The organism is Saccharopolyspora sp. NPDC047091, assembly GCF_040643635.1.
Lineage (GTDB): Bacteria > Actinomycetota > Actinomycetes > Mycobacteriales > Pseudonocardiaceae > Saccharopolyspora_C.
In genome coordinates, this window is sequence record NZ_JBEYUS010000050.1 from 1 (window position 1) to 20,900 (window position 20,900).

Annotated in this window: 19 protein-coding genes and 1 riboswitch; of the genes, 7 read left to right on the forward strand and 12 right to left on the reverse strand. The window is 71.9% G+C overall.

Features of this window, described 5'->3' with window-relative positions; all coding sequences use genetic code 11:
• The 5 genes from ABZ805_RS20290 to ABZ805_RS20310 form a co-directional block, all read right to left on the reverse strand.
• Positions 1–459 (reverse strand): beta-ketoacyl synthase N-terminal-like domain-containing protein (locus ABZ805_RS20290; RefSeq protein WP_358442405.1); only part of this gene is annotated, 459 nt, incomplete at its 3' end.
• Positions 460–672: 213 nt separating this feature from the next.
• A complete protein-coding gene (locus ABZ805_RS20295) occupies positions 673–2,256 on the reverse strand; it encodes an L-lactate permease (RefSeq protein WP_358442408.1) in 1,584 nt (527 codons plus the stop codon).
• A 326-nt stretch (positions 2,257–2,582) separates the two neighbouring features.
• On the reverse strand, positions 2,583–3,914 hold the full coding sequence (gene glcF / locus ABZ805_RS20300) for a glycolate oxidase subunit GlcF (RefSeq protein ID WP_358442410.1): 1,332 nt from the start codon (positions 3,912–3,914) through the stop codon (positions 2,583–2,585).
• Positions 3,911–5,146, reverse strand: coding sequence for an FAD-binding oxidoreductase (locus ABZ805_RS20305; RefSeq protein ID WP_358442413.1), 1,236 nt, complete (start codon positions 5,144–5,146; stop codon positions 3,911–3,913). Before ABZ805_RS20305 ends, glcF begins: the two co-directional genes overlap by 4 nt.
• Complete coding sequence (locus tag ABZ805_RS20310) at positions 5,146–6,630, reverse strand: FAD-linked oxidase C-terminal domain-containing protein (protein ID WP_358442415.1); 1,485 nt, start codon at positions 6,628–6,630, stop codon at positions 5,146–5,148. Before ABZ805_RS20310 ends, ABZ805_RS20305 begins: the two co-directional genes overlap by 1 nt.
• Before the next feature lie 238 nt (positions 6,631–6,868).
• Here ABZ805_RS20310 and ABZ805_RS20315 point away from each other — a divergent pair, with 238 nt between their 5' ends.
• On the forward strand, positions 6,869–7,363 hold the full coding sequence (locus tag ABZ805_RS20315; RefSeq protein WP_358442418.1) for a YbaB/EbfC family nucleoid-associated protein: 495 nt from the start codon (positions 6,869–6,871) through the stop codon (positions 7,361–7,363).
• 372 nt (positions 7,364–7,735) lie between these two features.
• Here the strand turns inward: ABZ805_RS20315 and ABZ805_RS20320 are convergent, their stop codons facing one another.
• The 3 genes from ABZ805_RS20320 to ABZ805_RS20330 are packed head-to-tail and all read right to left on the reverse strand — an operon-like array spanning position 7,736 to position 11,186.
• Positions 7,736–8,884: a nucleotide pyrophosphatase/phosphodiesterase family protein gene (locus tag ABZ805_RS20320; protein ID WP_358442421.1), complete on the reverse strand. Its 1,149-nt coding sequence runs from the start codon at positions 8,882–8,884 to the stop codon at positions 7,736–7,738.
• 17 nt (positions 8,885–8,901) lie between these two features.
• A complete protein-coding gene (locus ABZ805_RS20325; RefSeq protein ID WP_358442424.1) occupies positions 8,902–10,044 on the reverse strand; it encodes an acyl-CoA dehydrogenase family protein in 1,143 nt (380 codons plus the stop codon).
• A 5-nt stretch (positions 10,045–10,049) separates the two neighbouring features.
• Positions 10,050–11,186: a CaiB/BaiF CoA-transferase family protein gene (locus ABZ805_RS20330; protein ID WP_358442427.1), complete on the reverse strand. Its 1,137-nt coding sequence runs from the start codon at positions 11,184–11,186 to the stop codon at positions 10,050–10,052.
• 108 nt (positions 11,187–11,294) lie between these two features.
• On the opposite strand from ABZ805_RS20330, the gene ABZ805_RS20335 reads away from it, so the two are divergent.
• From ABZ805_RS20335 to ABZ805_RS20355, 5 genes are all read left to right on the forward strand, one after another.
• Positions 11,295–12,014, forward strand: coding sequence for a MerR family transcriptional regulator (locus ABZ805_RS20335; RefSeq protein ID WP_358442430.1), 720 nt, complete (start codon positions 11,295–11,297; stop codon positions 12,012–12,014).
• A gap of 538 nt (positions 12,015–12,552) precedes the next feature.
• Complete coding sequence (locus ABZ805_RS20340) at positions 12,553–14,241, forward strand: AMP-binding protein (protein WP_358442433.1); 1,689 nt, start codon at positions 12,553–12,555, stop codon at positions 14,239–14,241.
• 446 nt (positions 14,242–14,687) lie between these two features.
• Positions 14,688–15,083: an SSI family serine proteinase inhibitor gene (locus ABZ805_RS20345; protein ID WP_358442436.1), complete on the forward strand. Its 396-nt coding sequence runs from the start codon at positions 14,688–14,690 to the stop codon at positions 15,081–15,083.
• A 106-nt stretch (positions 15,084–15,189) separates the two neighbouring features.
• Positions 15,190–15,588: a DUF202 domain-containing protein gene (locus tag ABZ805_RS20350; RefSeq protein WP_358442439.1), complete on the forward strand. Its 399-nt coding sequence runs from the start codon at positions 15,190–15,192 to the stop codon at positions 15,586–15,588.
• Positions 15,589–15,590: 2 nt separating this feature from the next.
• Positions 15,591–15,917, forward strand: a complete 327-nt coding sequence (locus ABZ805_RS20355) for a DUF202 domain-containing protein (RefSeq protein ID WP_358442441.1) — start codon at positions 15,591–15,593, stop codon at positions 15,915–15,917.
• A 43-nt stretch (positions 15,918–15,960) separates the two neighbouring features.
• Here ABZ805_RS20355 and ABZ805_RS20360 read toward each other — a convergent pair whose 3' ends face one another.
• The 4 genes from ABZ805_RS20360 to gcvH all read right to left on the reverse strand — a co-directional run bounded on the left by ABZ805_RS20360 (position 15,961) and on the right by gcvH (position 19,098).
• Positions 15,961–16,380, reverse strand: coding sequence for an organic hydroperoxide resistance protein (locus ABZ805_RS20360; RefSeq protein WP_358442444.1), 420 nt, complete (start codon positions 16,378–16,380; stop codon positions 15,961–15,963).
• A gap of 1 nt (position 16,381) precedes the next feature.
• Complete coding sequence (locus tag ABZ805_RS20365; protein WP_358442447.1) at positions 16,382–16,900, reverse strand: MarR family transcriptional regulator; 519 nt, start codon at positions 16,898–16,900, stop codon at positions 16,382–16,384.
• Between the two features lie 446 nt (positions 16,901–17,346).
• Entirely contained in the window at positions 17,347–18,699 is a 1,353-nt protein-coding gene (locus tag ABZ805_RS20370; protein ID WP_358442450.1) for an L-serine ammonia-lyase, read from the reverse strand.
• 24 nt (positions 18,700–18,723) lie between these two features.
• Positions 18,724–19,098: a glycine cleavage system protein GcvH gene (gcvH, locus tag ABZ805_RS20375; protein ID WP_358442453.1), complete on the reverse strand. Its 375-nt coding sequence runs from the start codon at positions 19,096–19,098 to the stop codon at positions 18,724–18,726.
• A 139-nt stretch (positions 19,099–19,237) separates the two neighbouring features.
• Positions 19,238–19,333: riboswitch (glycine riboswitch) on the reverse strand.
• A 208-nt stretch (positions 19,334–19,541) separates the two neighbouring features.
• Between gcvH and ald the strand changes: the two genes are divergently transcribed.
• A complete protein-coding gene (gene ald, locus ABZ805_RS20380; protein ID WP_358442509.1) occupies positions 19,542–20,657 on the forward strand; it encodes an alanine dehydrogenase in 1,116 nt (371 codons plus the stop codon).
• Positions 20,658–20,900: the final 243 nt, after the last annotated feature.

Genomic DNA, 20,900 nt, shown 5'->3' on the forward strand with positions numbered 1-20,900 from the left:
GGCGCCGATGCCCTGCGGCACGAAGGATGTGTCGAAGTTCGTCTCGGGATCCATCGCCCAGGCGCCGCCGTCGGAGCCCATCGGCACCCGGGACATGGATTCGACGCCACCGGCGAGGACGGCGTCCTCCCAGCCGGAGCGGACCTTCTGGGCGGCGACGTTGACGGCTTCGAGCCCGGAGGCGCAGAAGCGGTTGAGCTGGACGCCGCTGACGGTGTCGGGCAGGCCGGCGGCGAGCGCGGCGGTCTTGGCGATGTCGCCGCCCTGGTCGCCCATCGGGGAGACGACGCCGAGCACGAGGTCGTCGATCAGCTCGGGGTCGAGGCCCGGGTGACGCCTGCGGAGTTCGTCGACGAGTCCGACGACGAGGCTGATCGGTTTGGTCCCGTGCAGCGAGCCGGTTTTCTTGCCGCGACCGCGCGGGGTGCGGATCGCTTCGTAGACGAGCGCCTCGGACATGGGCGACGTGCCTCCTCGTTGCGGCCTGGTTCTCCATCCAGAGTGTGACACCAGAACTGTCACAGTCAATGCCATGCGGGTGCGAGGAAGGGAACCTTTCTGCCACCGGTGACAGAAAGGTTCCCTTGCTCGCAGCCCGTTCGGCGCAGGCGGGAGGGGTGCCGCGACCGGAAGGTTCCCTTCTTCGCAGGGGTGACCGGAAGGTTCCCCCGCTCAGGTCATCCAGGACAGCACCGGCGTCGCCTGCAGCGCCACCAGCACGCACATCAGCAGCAGGAATCCGAGGCTGAACGGCAGGACCCGGCGGAACAGGTCGCCTTCGCGACCGGCCATGCCGACGGCGCCCGCGGCGATCGCCAGGTTCTGCGGGGAGATCATCTTGCCGAGCACTCCCCCGGACCCGTTGGCCGCGGCCGCCAGCATCGGTTCGATGCCGGCCTGTTCGGCGGCGGTCACCTGCAACGCCCCGAACAGCGAGTTCGACGAGGTGTCGGAGCCGGTGACGGCGACGCCGAGCCAGCCGAGGATCGGCGACAGGAACGCGAACAGCCCGCCGGTCGCGGCCATCCAGGTGCCGAGGGTCGCGGTCTGCCCCGAGGTGTTCATGACGTAGGCGATGGCGAGCACCGTCATCACGGTGACGATCGGCCAGGCGAGCTGCCGGTAGGTGGCGCCGTAGCGACCGAGCGCGTCCCGCGCCCGGATCCCGATCACCGGAATGGTGATCAGCCCGGCGATCAGCAGCAACGATCCGGCACTGGACAGCCAGTTCAGCTTGAACTCGGTGAGCGACAGCGCGTCCCCGCCCGCGTCGCGGATGTCGAGGCCGGGCCAGCCGAACTTGACCGTGACGGCCTCGAGCAGGTCGGCGACGGCACCGAGCTGGGCGACGACGAACACCGCGATGATGATCAGGTAGGGCGCGTAGGCCCGGAGCACGTCGGCACGCCCGTCGGTCCCGCCGGAGGCGGGAGGTTCGGCGCCGCGCGGCGTCCACACCCGCAGCAGCAGCACGGTCGCCCCGGCCGCCAGCAGTGCGGCGATGATGTCGGTCAGCGGCACCGACAGGTAGTTGGCGGCGGCGAACTGGGCGACGGCGAAGGTGATACCGCAGGTGAGGGTCGCCGGGAGGGTTTCCCGCACACCCCGCACTCCGTCGATGATGCCGACGAGCACCATCGGCACGACGAGCGCGAGCACCGGCGTCTGCCTGCCCGTCATGGCCCCGAGTTCGTCCAGCGGCAGTTCGGTGACGCTGGCCAACGTGACCAGCGGGGAGGCGAGCGCGCCGTAGGCGACGGGCGCGGTGTTCGCGACGAGCGCCACGACGGCCGAGGTCATCGGGCTGATCCCCAGCGCCAGCAGCATCACCGTGGTGATCGCGACCGGGGTTCCGAAGCCCGCGAGCGCCTCGAGCAGGGCGCCGAAGCAGAACGCGATGATCATCGCTTGGATCCGCCGGTCCCCGCTGACCCGCGAGAAGCTCCGCTGCAGCACGTCGAAGTGCCCGGTGGTCACGGTCATCTGGTAGATCCAGATCGCGTTGATCACGATCCACAGGATCGGGAAGAAGCCGAACGCCGCGCCGAGCACGGCGGACAGCAGCGCCTGGTCGACCGGCATCGGGTACACGAACACCGCCACCGCCAGCGCGATGGCAAGTGCGACGAGCGAGGCCTTCCACGCCGTCATGCGCACGATGCCCAGCAGGGCGAACAGGACCAGCAGCGGCAGGGCGGCCGCGAGGGCGCTCCAGCCGAGCGAGCCGAACAGCGGGGCCAGGATCTGTTGGTACACGACCACTCCTTCGTGGCGGAGGCCAACGTGCCGAGACGGCGACGATAACCGCGCACGACCGGCTCGGGTAGCTCCGTCCGGCGCCGCCGCGGGGTGCGCTCAGCGCCTTGACTGCGGTGTCCGATGCGGACTCACGGCCGCCGGTGCGAGCAAGGGAACCTTCCTGTCACCGGTGCGAGCAAGGGAACCTTTCTGTCACGGGTGCGATGAAGGGAACCTTCCTGTCACCGGAACCGCCCGGCGCGCTCCGGGTCGGCTCCTGCGATGAAGGGAACCTTCCGATCACCCCTGCGACGAAGGGAACCTTCCGGTCACCCCAGCCGCCGTCAGGCCCGGAGCAACCCCGCCACCCCCACCCCCCGGATCGCCGCGTCCAGCACCTGCACGGTGTGCGCCATCGGCATCGCTTCGCCGCGTCGTTCGAGCGCGGCGCGGATCTGCATGGAGCACCCGGGGTTGGCGGTGACGAGCAGTTGCGCACCGGTGTCGTGCACGTGGCCGGCTTTGCGGTCGCCGAGTTCGCGGGCGGCGTCGGGTTGGAGCAGGTTGTAAACGCCTGCGGATCCGCAGCACAGTTCGCCGCGGTCGATTTCGCGGAGTTCGAGCCCGGGGATGTCGCGCAGCAGGTCGCGGGGTTGCCGCCGGATGCCTTGGCCGTGGCTGAGGTGGCAGGCGTCGTGGTAGGCGATGGTGGTGGGCAGCGGGTGCCGGGTGGCGGCGGGTCCGAGTTCGGTGAGGAGCTCGGTGATGTCGCGGACGCGGGCGGCGAACCGTTCGGCCTTGGCGGCGTAGCTGGGGTCGTCGCGGAGCAGGTGCGGGTAGTCCTTGAGGGTGGAGCCGCAGCCCGCCGAGTTGATGACGATGTGGTCGACGCGGGCGCGGTCGAAGGTGTCGAGCAGGTTGCGGGCGAAGGCGGCGGCTTCGGTCTCGCGTCCGGAGTGCTCGCTGAGCGCACCGCAGCAGCCCTGGGCGGGCGGGATGACGACGTCGCAGCCTTCGGCGGCGAGGACGCGGGCGGTGGCGGCGTTGACGTCGGGGAAGAAGGCGCTCTGCACGCAGCCGGTGATCATGCCGACGGTGGCGCGGCGTGGTCCGCGGGCGGGCACGCGGTGGCCGAGGCGGGGTGCCCGGGTGATGGGCGGCGCGAGGGATTCCATGGCGCGCAGGTGCGGTGGCAGTGCGTCGGTGATCCCGGTGCGGCGCAGCAGTCGTCCGATGCGGAGCCGTTGGTAGAGGGCGAGGGGGCCGCGGAGCGCGCGGAGCCTGCGCGGGTGCGGGAAGAGGGTGAAGATCGCGGTGCGCAGGAGCTTCTCCCAGCGTCCGCGGGTGTGGTTGCGTTCGATCTGGGCGCGGGTGTCGTTGATGAGGGTGCCGTACCGGACGCCGGAGGGGCAGGCGCTGACGCAGGCCATGCAGCCGAGGCAGTTGTCCATGTGGCCGACCATGGTGTCGGTCATGGGTTCGCCTTCGAGGCCTTCCTTCATGAGGTAGATGCGGCCGCGGGGCGAGTCCATCTCTTCGCCCCACAAGTCGTAGGTGGGGCAGCTGGGCAGGCAGAATCCGCAGTGGACGCAGTCGTCGACGAGTTCGCGTTGCGGCGGGTGCAGCGCGTCGAACGCTCCGCCGCGCAGCACGTCGTCGGGTTCGGTGTCGGTCATCGGTGTCCTCCCGCATCGCGGCCGGGGGCGAGTCGGTGTCCGGGGTCGAAGTGGTCCTTGAGCCGCCGGTCTAGTGCGACGCGTGCGGCGGGTCGTGGCCCCCAGGGGTCGAGGGCGGCGCGGACGGCGGGGGTGCCGCGTTCGAGCGCGGTGTAGCCGGGGAGTGCGCGCAGGGCGGTGACGAGTTCGGTCGTGGCCTGGGCGTCGGCGGTGCCGGGGAGTCCGGCGTGCAGGACGCCGAGCCCGGCGGCGCCGCGCAGCGCGAGGGGCAGCGCGGTGGTGGCGGCGGCCCGGTCGGCCGCGCGGAGCAGGTCGGCGAGCGCGGCGGGTTCGGTGCCGATGCGCAGCCCGGTGCCGTCGGCGGGAAAGGGGTGCTCGCCCCACCAGGGGGGTGCGTGGTCGTGGACGGTGCCGCCGACGGCGCGGGCGAGGTGCTCGGCGCGTTCGTGAGTGGCGTCGGGCCGGCCTTCGAGCTGCGCGATGATGGTGATGGGCCCGCCGGGCCGGGGCCGGTCGAGTTCGATGGCGGTGGGCACGGCTTGGCCGTGCCGGTGGGTGTCGACGATGGTGGCGGCGTCGCCGGGGTCGTCGGTGGTGCTGCTGATCCAGCGGTGTTCGGCGGCGAGGGGGTGCAGCCGGAACACGACTTCGGTGATGACGCCGAGGGTGCCGAGGGATCCGGTGTAGAGCTTGCCGAGGTCGTAGCCCGCGACGTTCTTGACGACGTGGCCGCCGGAGGTGGCGGTGGTGCCGTCGGCGAGGACCGCGGTGATGCCGATGAGCAGGTCGCGGACGCCGCCGTAGAAGTGCCGGGCGGGCCCGGAGGTTCCGGTGGCGACGACGCCGCCCGCGGTGGCGGTGTCCTGCGGCGGGTCGATGGGCAGCCGTTGTCCCGCTGCGGCGGCGGTGTCGTGCAGGGTGCGCAGCGGGGTTCCGGCGCGGGCGCTGAGCACGAGGTCGCCCGCGGCGTGGTCGAGGACGCCGGCGCAGGGGGCCAGGTCGAGCAGCAGGTCGGCGGAGGTGGGTGCCGGTCCCCAGTCGAGCCTGCTGCCGGAGCCGCGGGGCACGACGGTGAGGTCGTGCTCGGCGGCGGCACGCAGGGTCGCGGCGACGTCGGCGGTGTCGGCGGCGGTGACGACCCAGCGGGGCCGGACGCCGGCGATCTCGTCGTGGTCGGTGGCGTCGCGGAGCCGGTCGCCGAGCCGGTCGTGGAGGGCGGCGCTGGTGGTCATCAGAACTGGTCCGCCAATCCTGCTTCGGTCAGCGGGTGCACGCCGCGGCGGGGGCCGGGGACTTCGCCGCACAGCCGCGGGGTGGGGAACACCTTGCCGGGGTTGCAGATCCCGCCGGGGTCGAACGCGCACCGCACGAGTTGCATGGTGTCGAGGTCGTCGTCGGTGAACATGCGCCCCATGTACTTGACCTTGTCGGCGCCGACGCCGTGTTCGCCGGTGATGGAGCCGCCGTGCTCGATGCACAGGTCGAGGATGGCGCCGGAGACGGCTTCGGCGCGTTCGGCGGCGCCGTCTTCGGCGTCGTCGAAGAGCACGAGCGGGTGCAGGTTCCCGTCCCCGGCGTGGAAGACGTTGGCGACGCGGACGCCGGATTCGGCGGAGAGGCGGGCGATGCGGCCGAGCACTTCGGGCAGCGCGGTCCGCGGGATCACTCCGTCCTGGACGATGTAGTCGGGGCTGATGCGGCCGACGGCGGCGAACGCGGATTTGCGGCCCTTCCAGATCATGGCGCGTTCCTGGTCGTCGGCGGCGACGCGGATCTCGAAGGCGCCGTGCTGTTCGCAGTACCGGGTCACTTCGGCGAAGGTGTGCTCGACTTCCGCGGCGGGCCCGTCGAGTTCGACGACGAGGACGGCGCCCGCGCCGTCGGGGTATCCGCAGTGGACGGCTTGTTCGGCGGCTTCGATGGCGAGCGCGTCCATCATCTCGATGGCGGCGGGGGTGACTCCGGCGCTGATGATGGCGGAGACGGCGGCGCCCGCGTCGTCGGTGCCGCGGAACCCGGCGAGCAGGGTCTGCACGGTTTCGGGTGCGCGCATCAGCCGCACGGTGATGCGGGTGACGACGCCGAGGGTTCCTTCGCTGCCGATGAAGGCGCCGAGCAGGTCGTAGCCGGGTTCTTCGCGGGCGCTGCCGCCGAGTTCGACGAGTTCGCCGTCCGGCAGCACCACCTGGAGGCCCAGGACGTGGTGGGTGGTGAACCCGTACTTGAGGCAGTGCGCGCCGCCGGAGTTCTCGGCGACGTTGCCGCCGACCGAGCACACCTGCTGGCTGGAGGGGTCGGGGGCGAAGTAGTAGCCGTGCGGGGCGGCGGCGCGGGTGACGTCGAGGTTGATGACGCCGGGTTCGACGACGGCGCGTTCGTTCGCGATGTCCACGTCGAGGATGCGGCGCATCTTGGCGGTGACGATGAGGACGCCGTCGGCGTGCGGGAGGGCGCCGCCGGACAGGCCGGTGCCGGAGCCGCGGGCGACGAACGGCACCTGCTGTTCGGCGCAGGCGGCGACGACCCGCTGGACCTGCTCGGTGGTTTCGGGGAGCACGACGACGGCGGGCACGACGCGGTGGCTGGCGAGCCCGTCGCACTCGTAGGTGCGGAGCCGTTGCGGGTCGGTGATCACCGCGCGTTCGGGCAGCGCGGCGCGCAGGTGTCGCACGAGCCGGTCGAGGTCGGGTGCGGTCGTGGCGCTGGTGGTGGTCATGGGCACGCCTCCTCACCACTGAGGATTTCACTATACGGAAACAGCATTCCGACTACCGGGAACCTTAAGTGCCGCACCGCATGGATACAAGAGGCCGGCGAGGTGTCGCGACACCTTCATTGTGCTCCTCGTCACCACCCCGGACGGGCCTCGCGCACCGGAGATCGCGGAACCTCCGCGGCGCGCGGCGAGCACTGGCTACGCTCTCCGAAAACGTTCGAAGTCGGGGAGATTTTTCATGTCCAGTGCCCAGCAGCGCGTCCGGGAGATGTTGTCCCGCTTCGAGGAGCAGGCGGCGGCCGCGGCGCAGCTCAAGGACAAGATGGGCGAGATCCGCGGCGAAGCGCGCAGCCAGGACGGCGCGGTCACCGTGACCGTCGCCCCGTCCGGTGCGGTGCTGGACCTGCGGCTGAGCCCGGAGGCGATGCGCCGCTCGCACACCGAGCTGCAGCAGGCGATCGTGCGGACCATCCGGCAGGCCACCCAGCAGGCGGCGGAGGCGATGAACGCCACCGTGGAACCGGTGCTGGGCGATCGGGCCGAGCAGTTCCGCGAGGCCTACCAGGCGCACGGCGCGCAGCCGCCCGCCGAGAACGACGACGCGGCGGACACCGCGCCACGGCAGGCGCCGCCCGCGGCCGGGCGGCCCGCTCAGCCGTCCCGCCCGAACCGGCCCCGCCGCGACGACACCCCCGGCGACGAGGACTTCTCGCGCGATTCCTTCCTCCGCTGAACCGACGAGCCGCGGACCCGGCGAGCGCCGGACCGACAGGCCAGGAACGCGCGGACCCGAGACCGGCGAACGCTGGACCGACGTGCGCTGAACGCGCGTACGCGGGACCGAGAGCGCTGGACCGGCGAGCGCGCAACACGCGTACGCGAGACCGGCAGACCCGAGACCGAGAGCGCTGGACCCGCGAAGCTGGACCGGCGAGCGCGCAACACGCGTACGCGAGGCCGATGAGCGCGACGCGGGGACGCGGGGACGCCGCCCGCCAGGACCTGCCCCGGCTGGGCGGCACCGCCGGGCACCGCCTCCCCCGACCGCGGGACGTGTTCCCTCCCGGTGACCGCCCGAACGCGACCGCGCCCCGGATCGCCTCGCTCACCCCTGCGCGATGAGCAGCGGGACGTGCTGTTCGGCCGCGGTCAGCGAGCCGTGCTGGCCGCGCAGCGCGGATTCGCCGGGCTCGGCCGCGGACCGGATGATCGCGCCGTCGCGGGCCAGCGCGAGGACCTCGCCGATGCGCGGCAGCACCTCGTCGGTGACGACGGGCCCGAACCACCCCTCGTCGACGGCCTGGTCGCGGGTCACGACGGTGCCGCGCTCCCCCAGCGCGTCCTGCCAGGTGTGCAGCACGTCGTCGCGTGCCCCGGGCAGCGGGTACAGGTGGCGGGCGCGGGGTTCGCCGCCGATGAGCCGCAGCCCCGACCGCAGCGCGGGGTCGGCGTCCACGTCGACGGTGTCGGCCGGGTCGACGGGGACCATGCCGTGGTCGGCGACGACGAGCAGCACCGATTCGGCGGGCAGCCGCTGCAGCACCGAGTCGACGAGCCGGTCCACCTGGGCGAGCTGGATCCGCCAGGGCAGCGAACCGGGCCCGTGCACGTGGCCGACGAGGTCGAGGTGGCCGTGGTAGCCGTAGCACAGCGCGGGCCCGGGATCAGCGAGCGCGGTGAGCAGTTCCGCGCCGAGGTCGCCGAGCGCGTGCACGCCGCGGAACTCCCCGCCGCGCAGCGCGGCCCTGGTCAGCCCGCTACCCGCGAAATCGGCGGGGGCCGCCGAGCGCACGGTCACGCCCGCCGCGGCGGCGCGTTCCAGCGCGGTCGGGGTGGGCTGGGCGGTTTCGGGCGGCCACTCGTCGAGCAGGCCGCGCCGCCGGCCGTCGGCACCGCGGCTCGCCCAGGCCAGCGGGTACAGCAGGCCGCCGGAGGGTTCGGCGAAGGTGTAGCCGACGATGCCGTGCTCACCGGCGCGCCGCCCGGTGCCGAGCGAGGTGATGCTGGTGGCGGTGGTGGTGGGGAAGCCTGCGACGAGCGGTGCCCCGGTTGCCAGCGAGTTGAGCACCGGCGCGTCGGCGGCGTGCTCGCGCAGCAGCGACCAGCCGAGCCCGTCGACGAGCAGCACCGCCGCCGATCGGCACCGCGGGATCCCGAGCACGTCGGTGAACCCGGCGGTGCCGAGCGCGGCGAGCGTCGAGGGCAGCACGTCGGACAGCGCCCGGTACGCCGCGGGGGTGACCATCCAGTCCATGCCGCACCTCTCGTGAGTCAGATCCCCAGCGAGCGCCCCACGATCTCCTTCATGATCTCGGTCGTGCCGCCGTAGATGGTCTGCACGCGCGAGTCGAGGAACGCCTTCGCGACGGGGTATTCCAGCATGTAGCCGTAGCCGCCGTGCAGCTGCAGGCAGCGGTCCACGACGCGCTTGTTCATCTCGGTGAGCCACCACTTGGCCATGGCGGCGTGTTCCACGCTCAGTTCACCGCGGACGTGGTCGGCGACGCAACGGTCGGTGAAGACGCGGCCGATCTGCACCTCGGTGGCCATCTCGGCGAGTTCGAAGCGGGTGTTCTGGAACTTGCCGATGGGGCGGCCGAAGGCGGTGCGGTCCCGGCAGTACTGCTTGGTGATCTCCAGGACCTTCTCGGCGCTGGCGGCGGCCGCGACGGCGATGGACAGCCGTTCCTGCGGCAGGTTCTGCATCAGGTAGATGAAGCCCTGGCCTTCTTCGCCGAGCAGGTTCGCCACGGGCACCCGCACGTCGTTGAAGTACAGCTCGGCGGTGTCCTGCGACTTCTGGCCGATCTTGTCCAGGTTGCGGCCGCGTTCGAAGCCGTCCATGCCGCGCTCGACGACGAGCAGGCTGATGCCCTGCGCGCCCGCGTCCGGGTCGGTGCGGGCGGCGACGATCACCAGGTCGGCGTTGATGCCGTTGGAGATGAACGTCTTCTGCCCGTTGAGCACGTAGTGGTCGCCGTCGCGGACCGCGGTGGTGCGCATGCCCTGCAGGTCGCTGCCCGCGCCGGGTTCGGTCATGGCGATGGCGCTGATGATCTCGCCGGTGCAGAAGCCGGGCAGCCAACGCCGCTTCTGCTCCTCGGTGGCCAGCCGGGTCAGGTAGGGCAGGTTGATGTCGGTGTGCACGGGCACGCCGAAGCCGTTGATGCCCGCGTTGACGAGCTCTTCGTCGAACACGACGTTGAACCGGAAGTCGTCGACTCCCCCGCCGCCGTAGGTCTCGTCGGCGGCGATGCCGAGCAGCCCCTGCTCACCGGCGGCCAGCCACGCCTCGCGGCTGACGACGCCCGCGGCCTCCCACTCCTCCTGGTGCGGGACGAGCTCCTTGGCAATGAACGCTTTCGCGCTCTCGCGGAACGCCTCGTGCTCGGCTTCGAACAGTTCCCTGCGCATGCGGGTCACGCTTCCTCTCGGGCCTGGTGGATCGCGCCGGACGCCAGCAGGTCGGCCGCGGCGGGCACCTGCCAGTCGGCGAGCACCGCGGTGTCCGGGGAGGGCACCGGGCGCGGCGGTGCGCTCGGGGTGCGGGAGAACCGCGGGGCGGGCGCCGGCTGCAGCACGCCACCGGGGCTGGGCAGTGTGCCGCGGGCCTGCACGTGCGGGTGCTGCCGGGCTTCGCTCATCGGCAGCACGGGGGCGACGCAGGCGTCCGAGCCGTCGAAGACCTCGGTCCACTCGGCGCGGGTGCGGCCCGCGAAGACCTCGGTGAAGCGCTCGCGCAGCGCGGGCCAGTTCGCCGGATCGTCGCGGTCCGGCACGTCGTCGAGGCCGAGGCGCGCGAGGAGTTCGGCGTAGAACTTCGGCTCCAGCGCGCCGACCGCCATGTGCTCGCCGTCCGAGGTCTCGTACACGTCGTAGTACGGGGCACCGGTGTCCAGCAGGTTCGTGCCGCGCCGCTCCTGCCACGCCCCGGCCGCGGCGAACCCGAACAGCATCGAACCCAGGTGCGCGGCACCGTCCACGATGGACGCGTCGACGACCTGGCCCTGCCCGGTGCTGCGCGCGTTCAGCACCGCGGACAGCACGCCCACCGCCAAGTACAGGGCGCCGCCGCCGAAGTCGCCCAGCAGGTTCGCCGGGACCTGCGGCGGGCCGCCGCTGCGGCCGATGGCGTGCAGCATCCCGCTCAACGCGATGTAGCCGATGTCGTGGCCGGCGGTCTGCGCCAGCGGCCCGTCCTGGCCCCAGCCGGTCATCCGGCCGAACACCAGCTTCGGGTTCCGCTCCCAGCACTGCTCGGGCCCCACGCCGAGGCGTTCCGCGACGCCCGGCCGGAAGCCCTCGATGAGCACGTCGGCGCGGTCGACCAGCGCCAGCACCGTCGCCGGGCCCTGCTCGTGCTTGAGGTCCACCGAGAGCGCGCGCTTGCCGCGGTCCAGCAGGTCGTGCTCGCCCGGCTCGCCGCCGGGACGGCCGACGCGGACCACGTCCGCGCCCAGATCCGCCAGCAGCATTCCGCAGAACGGGGCCGGTCCCAGGCCCGCCAGCTCCACCACCCGCAGGCCCGCGAGGGGGCCGTCGCCTTCTGCCGTCACGCCTGCACCTCTCCGCCAGCGGCCGCACACCGCGCACGACACCGTGTCGCGACGCAATCAGTGTTACATCGCTGGTGTCACAGCGGTCAAGGAGTAGGCTCCCCGACCATGCTCCGAACCGCGGACGAAGAGCTCACCATCGACGAATTGGCCGCGCGCGCCGGCGTCACCGTGCGCACCGTTCGCTTCTACGCGTCCCGCGGCCTGCTCCCCCCGCCCCGGCTGCGCGGGCGGCTCGGCCTCTACGGCGGCGACCACCTGGCCCGGCTCGACCTCATCCGCGAGCTCCAGGCCCTCGGGTTCACCCTCTCCGCCATCGAACGGCACCTGGAGCGGATCCCCGACGACGCCACCGCCGAAGACCTCGCCCTGCACCGCGCGCTGCTCGCGCCGTGGACCAGCGACCAGAGCGAAGACCTCACCCGGCACGAACTCAGCCAGCGCGCCGGGCGGCAGCTCGACGACGACCTCGTCGGCAAGCTCATCTCCCTCGGCATCCTGCGAGCGCTCGACGACGAGCTCACCACGGTGCGGCTGTCCAACTCCGCCATGCTCGGCGTCGGACTGCAGATCCTCGACCTCGACCTGCCGCAGGGGATGCTGCTCGAAGCCAAGGACATCGTTGAACAGCACACCTCGCAGATCGCCGTCGAACTCCGCGAGCTGTTCGCCGCCAACGTCCTCCGGCCCTACCTCGAGCGCGGCAGGCCCGAAGAAGAACGGGAACGGGTGCACATCGCCACCCAGCAACTGCGGCCGCTGACCATCCACGTGCTCGTCAACGGGTTCCAGAACGCGATCAACGACGTCATCCGCGACCACGTCTGAACGAGCGACGCCGGCGGGCGCGTTCCGTCCTGAGCGCGAGGAAGGGAACCTTCCTGTCACCAGTGCGAGGAAGGGAACCTTTCTGTCACCAGCGCGGTGAAGGGAACCTTCCTGTCACCGATGCACGGAAGGTGCACCTACCACCACCGGGCGAGCAAAGGCGTCCTCCCGTCTCCAGCGCGAGCGAGGCAACCTCCCGGCCACCGGTGCGAGGAAGGGAACCTTTCTGCCACCAGCGCGGTGAAGGGAACCTTCCTGTCATCCGGTTCGGGATCAGTGCGCCGCGCACCGCCGTGTCCGGTGATCACGGGCTGCGACTTCTACCTCGACCCGTTCGCGCGAACCAGTTCCTCGGACGGCCGTACTCCGCCGAGCACCAGGCACGAAGGCCGGACACGCGGTGCAGCCGCGGACTCCGCATCCCCCGCGCGACGGCACCCGTCCGCCTACTGGCCAAACCGGCCTCCGGTGCGGTTTCATCGGCGAGGTCACCGTGACTCGCATCACGCCGTGGCCGCCTCGTGAGTGGAGGAGCCACATGAGCCCAGCAGCGGCGCCGACGCTGACCGCGACCATTCCGCACCTGTTCGAGCGCAACGCGACCGAGCACCGCGAGCACCCGGCGCTGACCGCGGCCGGCCGGACCTGGAACTGGGGCGAGGCGGCGGAAGCGGTGCAGGACCTCGCCGCCGGTTTCGCGGACCTCGGATTGCAGCGCGGCCAGACCGTGGTGCTGATGATGTCGAACGGCGCCGAGCAGTGGCTGGCCGACGTCGCCGCCACGCACCTCGGCGCGGTGCCGATCGCCGTGCACCCCGCGTCGAGCTCCGGCGAGATCCGCGAGGTCACCCGGCACAGCCGGGCGCACATCGCCGTGCTCGGCAACGCCCACCACGTGCGCCGCTGGTCGGCGGCGCTGCGCGAGCCGGACGCGCTCGGCCACGTCATCGTCGTCGACGAGGCCGCGATCCCCGAGGAGGACGTCCGGTTCCGCACCTGGGCTGCGCTGCGCGAACACGGCGCGGGCCTGCTGCGGCAGGACCCGGGAGTGGTGCGGCGGCGCACCGCGGAGGTGGTGCCGGACGATCCGGTGACCGTGCTGTACTCCCCCGACGCGATCGGGATGCAGCGGGCCGTGGTGCTGACCCACCGCAATGTGCTCGCCGCCGCCGCGGCCCGCCAGCAGGTCACCGGCGCGCCACCGCACGCGGGAACCCTGTGCTACCTGCCGATGGCGCACATGTCGGAACGCGCGGGCAACGTGTACAGCGCCATCCACGACGTGGCGCACGTGCACTTCTGCAACGGCATCGCCGAGGCCGTGCGGGCACTGCCGGAGGTCCGCCCGCACACCTTCTTCGGGGTCCCTCGGATGTGGGAACGGCTCGCAGCGCTCGCCGACGCCCAGCCCGTCGCGCACACCGCGGCGGAGAAGCACGAGGTGCTCAGCGGGCTCGGCCTCGACGGCACCGTGTGGGGAGCGAGCGGAGCGGCACCGCTGCGCCCGGACCTGCTGGAGCTGTTCTCCGGGCTGGGCTTCGACATCTTCGAGACGTGGGGGTCCACCGAATCCAGCGGTTGGGCGACCACCAATCGGCCGGGAGCGGTGCGCTTCGGCACCGTCGGCACCCCGCTGCCCGGCGTCGAGGTCCGCATCGACGAGGACGGCGAAGTGCTGGTGCGCGGCCCCGTCGTCTGCACCGGCCACCTGCAGGAGGACGGCCTGGTCCGGGCCGCGGTGGACGCCGACGGCTGGTTGCGCACCGGGGACGTCGGGCACCTCGACGACGGATACCTCACCATCACCGACCGCAAGAGCGAACTGATCATCAACTCGCACGGGGAGAGCGTCGCGCCCAGCGTCGTGGAGAACGCGCTGCGCACCCATCCGCTGATCGGGCACGCCCTCGCCTTCGGCGACGGCAGGCCGCACGTCGTCGCGCTGGTCGTGCTCGACGAGGACGCCGCGCCCGCGTGGGCGGCCGCGCACGGCATCGCCGCGACCGGGATCGACGAACTCGCCCACGACCCGGACGTGCTGGCCGAAGTGGACCGCGCGGTGGACGCGGCCAACGCCTCGCTCGGCAGCTCCGGTCAGGTGCGCGCGCACCGGGTGCTGGACCGGGTGTGGGGCGCGGCGGGCGGCGAGCTCAGTCCCGCGTTGAAGCTGCGGCGGCGCGTCATCCACGCGAAGTACGCAGCGGCGCTGGACGAGCTGTACGACTGACGGATCGGGAGGCGAGGAAGGGAACCTTTCTGCTACCGGCGCGGTGAAGGGAACCTTCCTCTCACCGAGGTGCCGGTACGCCGGGCCGCGGTGCTCCGGTGAGGAAGGGAACCTTTCTGTCACGGGTGCGATGAAGGGAACCTTCCTGCCACCGGCGGCCGCGGCCCGACCCGGGCGATGACCGCTGCGATGAAGGGAACCTTCCTGCCACCAAGAGCCACGCGCCGGGTGCCTCGCCTCCCCTGTCCCGATTCGGTTCACTCCCTCCACTTAAGAGTGATCCACTTCAGCCACGACGCTCGATCCAGATGAGCCGAGGGTGACCGGCTCACCACCCGCCAACCCCACGATCTGGTGATCTTCGGTCGCAGGTGCGGAAATCGTGGGGTCGCTGCCGATAGATCTGTGCGGAGCTTTCCCCACTACCTCTTGGAGGCGCACCCGACATGGCTGCCACTCGGTTCATCCGCGGTCTGCTGCTCGCGGCGACGGCCGTTCTCATGCTCACCCCCGCGACGGCGGGCGCGGCCGCGGCGCCGAGCGACCTGACGTTGACGATCGCGGCGAAGGGCCGGGCGGAGTTGCCCCGCACGGTGACGCTGCGCTGCGCGCCGACGGGTGGCTCGCACCCGAAGGCCGCGGCCGCCTGCGACGGCCTGACCTCGGCCGGCGGCGATTTCGAGCAGCTCGGCCAGGTGCACGCGACCCAGTGCACGATGGAGCTGAAGCCGGTGGTGGGCACCGCGCACGGCACGTGGCAGGGCCGTCCGGTGCACTTCGAGAAGGAGTTCGGCAACCAGTGCGTGGCGTCGTCCGCCGCGGGCGCCGTGTTCGACTTCTGAGTTCCCGGCCCGCGGGCACCGGATCGGCCGAGCGCAGGGCCGGTGCCCGCGCGGCGTTACCACCCTCAGCGGATTCCGGCTGCTCCGGTCGCACTACGGTGGCGGTATGGCTGCCGAGAACGAAGACCCCGCGTGTAGGCGCTGGCCGAACCGGATCTACGGGGTGGGTGACGAGCCCGATCCGCGGTTCACGCTGGCGAACGAGCGCACGTTCTTGGCGTGGATCCGCACGGCGCTGGCGTTGATGGCGGCGGGTGTCGGGGTGGAGGCGTTGAACGCGGCGACGCCGTCCGGCCCGGATCCGCTGCGCACTTCGCTGGCCGTGCTGCTGCTGCTGGCGGGTGTGGCGTGCAGCGTGGCGGCGTTCGGCAGGTGGATGACGATGGAGCGGGCGCTGCGCACGAAGGCGCCGCTGCCGCCGCCGAAGCTGGCGCCGGTGCTCGGGTTCGGGCTCGGCGTGATCGGCGTGGCAGTGGTGGTGCTGTTGCTGGTCAGCGGGCTCTGATCGTGTCTCGGCAGGGCCCGTGGGATCCGGGGCTGCAGGTGGAGCGCACGACGCTGGCGTGGTTGCGCACCGGTTTGACGTTCGTGGTGGGCCTGATGGTGCTGCTGCGGCTGGTCGCGCACCGCAGTGCGATCGCGGCCGTGGCGTGCGCCGCGGTGGCGCTGCCGCTGGCGGCGGTGATCGCGATCGCGTCGTGGCGCAGGCACCGGGCTGCGGAGCGGAGCCTGCGCGCGGAGGAGCCGCTGCCGGACGGGGTGCTGCAGGCGGCGTTCACCTTGCTCGCGTTGCTGGCCGGCGCGATCGGCCTGGTGTACGTGCTGCTCATGTGACCGCGCCCGCCCCGGTTTCCGGGACGGGCGCGCCGCGCGGGGCTCAGGCGACGGCGAGGTCGATCTGGACGTTGCCGCGGATGGCGTTGGAGTACGGGCACACCGCGTCGGCCTGCTCGGTCAGCTGCCGGGCCTGCTCCTCGTCGACGCCGGGGAGGCTGACCGACAGGGTGACCTCGAGCGCGTAGCCGCCCGCGCCGTTGCTGCCGATGCCGACCTGGGCGGTCACCGCGGAGTCGGCGATGTTCGCCTTCGCCTTGCGGGCGACGAGCTGCAGCGCGCTGTGGAAGCACGCGGCGTAGCCGGCGGCGAACAGCTGCTCGGGGTTGGTGGAGTCGCCACCGGGGCCGCCCATTTCACGCGGGACGGCCAGGTCGAGGTCGAGCACTCCGTCGGAGGAGCGGGTGCGGCCGCCGCGCCCTTCGCCGGTCGCGGTCGCTTCGGCGGTGTACAACGCTGCCATCTCAGTCTCCTTGTGTCGTGGTCCCGCGCAGGAGTTCGTCGGTGATGGGGACGCCGTCGGCGACGGCGGCCCTGGCGCGGTGCGCGGCCTGGTCCACGTTGGCGGTGAGCCGCTGCAGCGTGGAGCGCAGCGCCAGCACCTCGTCGAGTTCCATGCCGCTGGCGGCGAGCACCCGGTTCGGGATCTGCTCGGCGTGCTCCCGCAGCTCCCGCCCCCGCTCGGTCAGTCCGATCTCGACGGACCGCTCGTCGCGAGTGCTGCGCCGCCGGTCCACCAGTCCGCTCGCTTCGAGCCGTTTCAGCAGCGGCGACAGCGTTCCGGAGTCCAGCTTGAGCATCGTCCCGAGGTCTTTGACCGCCAGCGAGTCGTGCTCCCAGAGCACCAGCATCACCAGGTATTGCGGGTAGGTCAGCCCCAGCTCGTCGAGGAACGGCCGGTACATGTTGGTGAAGGAACGCGACGCGCTGTAGAGCGCGAAGCACACCTGCTGATCCAGTGACAGCGCCGAGTCCGCGCTCATCCCCGCCTCCTGCACGTGGTCGACACTAGCCGTGATTCGAGTTGTGCGCAACTGAGTTGTGCACTTCCTAAGTGGTCTCCGAGGTCGCACCCGCGCAGCCCGCGGAACACCACCGCCGCACTCCACCACACCGGGTACCCCACGACCCCGGACGACGCCCGAGCGTGACAGGAAGGTTCCCTTCATCGCACCGGTGGCAGAAAGGTTCCCTTGCTCGCAGCGGTCATCGCCCGGGTCGGGCCGCGGCCGTCGGTGGCAGGAAGGTTCCCTTCACCGCACTCGTGACCGGAAGGTTCCCTTCCTCACCGGAGCACCGCGGCCCGGCATACCGGCACCTCGGTGACAGGAAGGTTCCCTTCACCCCACCCGTGACAGAAAGGTTCCCTTCCTCGCCCCACCCCGCGCGGCGGTGGGCGCCGGGCGGGGCGAGGCCGGAAGGGAACCGATCAGCACTCGATGACGTTGACCGCGAGCCCGCCGCGGGCGGTCTCCTTGTACTTGACCTTCATGTCGCGGCCGGTCTCCCGCATCGTCTTGATCACCTTGTCGAGGGAGACGAAGTGGCTGCCGTCGCCGCGCAGCGCCATCCGCGCGGCCGTGACGGCCTTGACGGCGGCGACGGCGTTGCGCTCGATGCACGGGATCTGCACGAGCCCGCCGATGGGATCGCAGGTGAGGCCGAGGTTGTGCTCCATCGCGATCTCGGCGGCGTTCTCCACTTGCCACGGCGTCGCCCCCATCGCCTCGGCGAGCCCGGCAGCCGCCATGGAGCAGGCCGATCCGACTTCGCCCTGGCAGCCGACTTCGGCCCCGGAGATCGACGCGTTCTCCTTGAACAGCACTCCGATGGCGCCGGCGGCGAGCAGGAACCGGAGGACGCCCTGCTCGTCGGCTCCGGGCACGAAGCGCACGTAGTAGTGCAGCACCGCGGGCACGATCCCGGCCGCACCGTTGGTGGGCGCGGTGACCACTCGGCCGCCTGCCGCGTTCTCCTCGTTGACGGCGAGAGCGAACAGGGTGAGCCACTCCATGGCATCGTCCTGCTCGCCGAGGTGGGCCCGCAGGGCGGCGGCGCGCCGCTTCACCCGCAGCCCGCCGGGCAGTTCGCCGTCGTTGCGGCAGCCGTTGTCGACGCATTCCTGCATCACGGACCAGATGTGCAGCAGCCGGGCCCGGATGTCCTCGGCGGAGCGCCAGGACAGCTCGTTGTCGAACATGACGTCGCTGATCCGGGAGCCGGCTTCGGCGACCCGGGCGAGCAGTTCGTCGCCGGTGCGGAACGGGTGGCGCACCGGGGTCTCGTCGGGCTTGATCCGGTCGGTTCCGGTGGCGTCGTCGTCGACGACGAATCCGCCGCCGACGGAGTAGAACACCGCGGACCGCAGTTCGGCGCCGCCGCCGAACGCCGTGAACCGCATCCCGTTGGGGTGCACCGGCAGCGATCTGCGCCGGTGCATCACCAGGTCGCGGTCCGCGGAGAACCGGATGTCGCGTTCGCCGGCCAGCCGCAGCCTGCCCTCGGCGCGGATGGTCTCCACCCGGTGTTCGACGGCGGCCGGGTCGACCGTCTCCGGGTCGTGCCCTTCGAGTCCGAGCAGTACCGCTGTGGGGCTGCCGTGGCCGTGCCCCGTGGCGCCGAGCGAACCGAACAGCTCGGCCTTCACCTTGTCGACCTGACCGAGCAGACCGTCGTCGTGCAGCCGCGCGGTGAACATCCGCGCCGCCCGCATCGGGCCGACGGTGTGCGAACTCGACGGGCCGATGCCCACCGAGAAGAGGTCGAAGACGCTGATCGTCACAGCTCAGTCCCCCTTCGCCCCGGCCTATTCACCGCTGGTTAACTGGGCGTATTCCTGCGCGGTGAGCACAGCACCGGTCTGTTCGGCGCGCACTTCGAGCAGCCAGCCCGCGCCGAACGGATCGGAGTTGATGACCGCGGGGTCGTCGGCGGCGGCCGTGTTGACGGCGACGACTTCGCCGGTGACGGGCGCGTACAGGTCGCTGACGGACTTGGTCGATTCGAGTTCGCCGCAGGCCGCGCCGGTCTCGATGCGCTCGCCCACCTCGGGCAATTGCACGTAGACGATGTCGCCGAGCGCTTCCGCCGCGTACGGGGTGATGCCGATGCGGACCAGGTCGCCGCGGTCGTCGAGCCACTCGTGCTCTTCGGTGTAGCGCAGCTGTTCGGGCAGGGACATGGAGGCTCCTCACCATCACGGGCACGGGTGTGCCCTGGTTCGCGGGCCTCCCCCTCTGTTTCGGGACCTGAGAGCTTCGCCGCGGGTTCGCGGCTTGCACCGTGGGTGCGGCGCCGGGGCGCGCGCTTTCCAGAGTGGCCTCGCCCGAGCGGTCATGGGTGCCTGAGAGTTTTTCGGGGAGGGTTTGCTCCTTCGGCGCCCTGCTGGTGCGCAGGGTCTCTCCCGCTCGGGTTCTGCGGCGCTGTTCGGTTGTGGTCGTGCCCGGCAACGATAAACGGGTGTCACCCGTCGCCGGCGCGCGCCCGCCCGGATCGCGGCGTGGAAGGGAACCTTCCGGTCACCGGTGGCAGAAAGGTTCCCTTCCTCGCGGTCCGGGCGGGGTGGGGGTTCGGGGCGGATGATGCGGAGTGCGGGTTCGGGCGAGGTGTCGGGAGGTGGGCCGGGTGAAGGTCGCGGTGCCGCGCGAGGTGAAGAACCACGAGTACCGGGTGGCGTGCACTCCCGCGGGCGTGCACGAGCTGGTGGCGCGCGGGCACTCGGTGTTCGTGGAGGCCGGTGCCGGGCGTGGTTCGTCGATCCCGGACGAGGACTACGCGGCGGCGGGGGCGTCGCTCGTGCCGTCGGCGGCGGACGCCTGGGCCGAGGGCGAGCTGGTGCTGAAGGTGAAGGAGCCGGTGGCGGAGGAGTTCCCGCGGCTGCGCTCGGGCCAGGTGCTGTTCACCTACCTGCACTTGGCGGCGTCGGCGGAGTTGACGAACGAGCTGCTGCGCGCCGAGGTCACGGCGATCGCCTACGAGACGGTGCAGTCGGCGGGCGGCGGGTTGCCGCTGCTGGCGCCGATGAGCGAGGTCGCGGGCAGGCTGGCCCCGCAGGTGGGCGCGCAGGCGCTGCTGACGCCGCAGGGCGGCCGCGGGGTGCTGCCCGGCGGGGTGCCGGGCGTGCCGCCGGCTCGGGTGGTGGTGATCGGCGGCGGGGTGGCCGGGTTGAACGCGGCGCGGGTGGCCGCGGGCATGGGTGCGCAGGTGGAGGTGCTGGACACCGACGTCGACCGGTTGCGGGAGATCGATGCGGCGCACCGGGGCGCGATCCGCACGGTGACGTCGAACGCGTACGCGGTGGAGTCGGCGGTGCGGTCGGCGGACCTGGTGATCGGCGCGGTGCTGGTGCCGGGGGCGAAGGCCCCGAAGCTGGTGTCGAACGAGCTGGTGTCCCGGTTGAAGCCGGGCTGCGTGCTGGTGGACGTGGCGATCGACCAGGGCGGGTGCTTCGAGGATTCGCGGCCGACGACGCATGAGGATCCGACGTTCCGGGTGCACGATGCGGTCTTCTACTGCGTGGCGAACATGCCGGGCGCGGTGCCGAACACGTCGACGCACGCGTTGACGAACGTGACGTTGCCGTACGCGTTGCGCATCGCGGATCAGGGGTGGCGAGCGGCGTGCCGGGCGGACGCGGCGCTGGCGCGCGGGTTGAACGCGCACGGCGGGTTGCTGGTGAGCGAGGCGGTGGCGGTGGCGCACGGGATGCCGCGCACGGACCCGGGTGCGGTGCTGGTCTGATCCGCAACCGCGAGACCACGCGGGACCATCCGAGACCACTTCGCGGCGAGACCGGCGAGTTTCACTCGCAGAGGTGAGAGCACCCCGATAGGGGTTAGAGGGCGGCCCGCTCGACCGGCCTGGGGGTCACCGGGAGCAGGCCGCCAGGTCCCAGTGTAGGACACGAACGCTTGATTTCCGACGTGCGGAGCGTGACGAACCCATCCGGGCCGAACCCGCCCGAAAATCCACTCGACCAGGTGA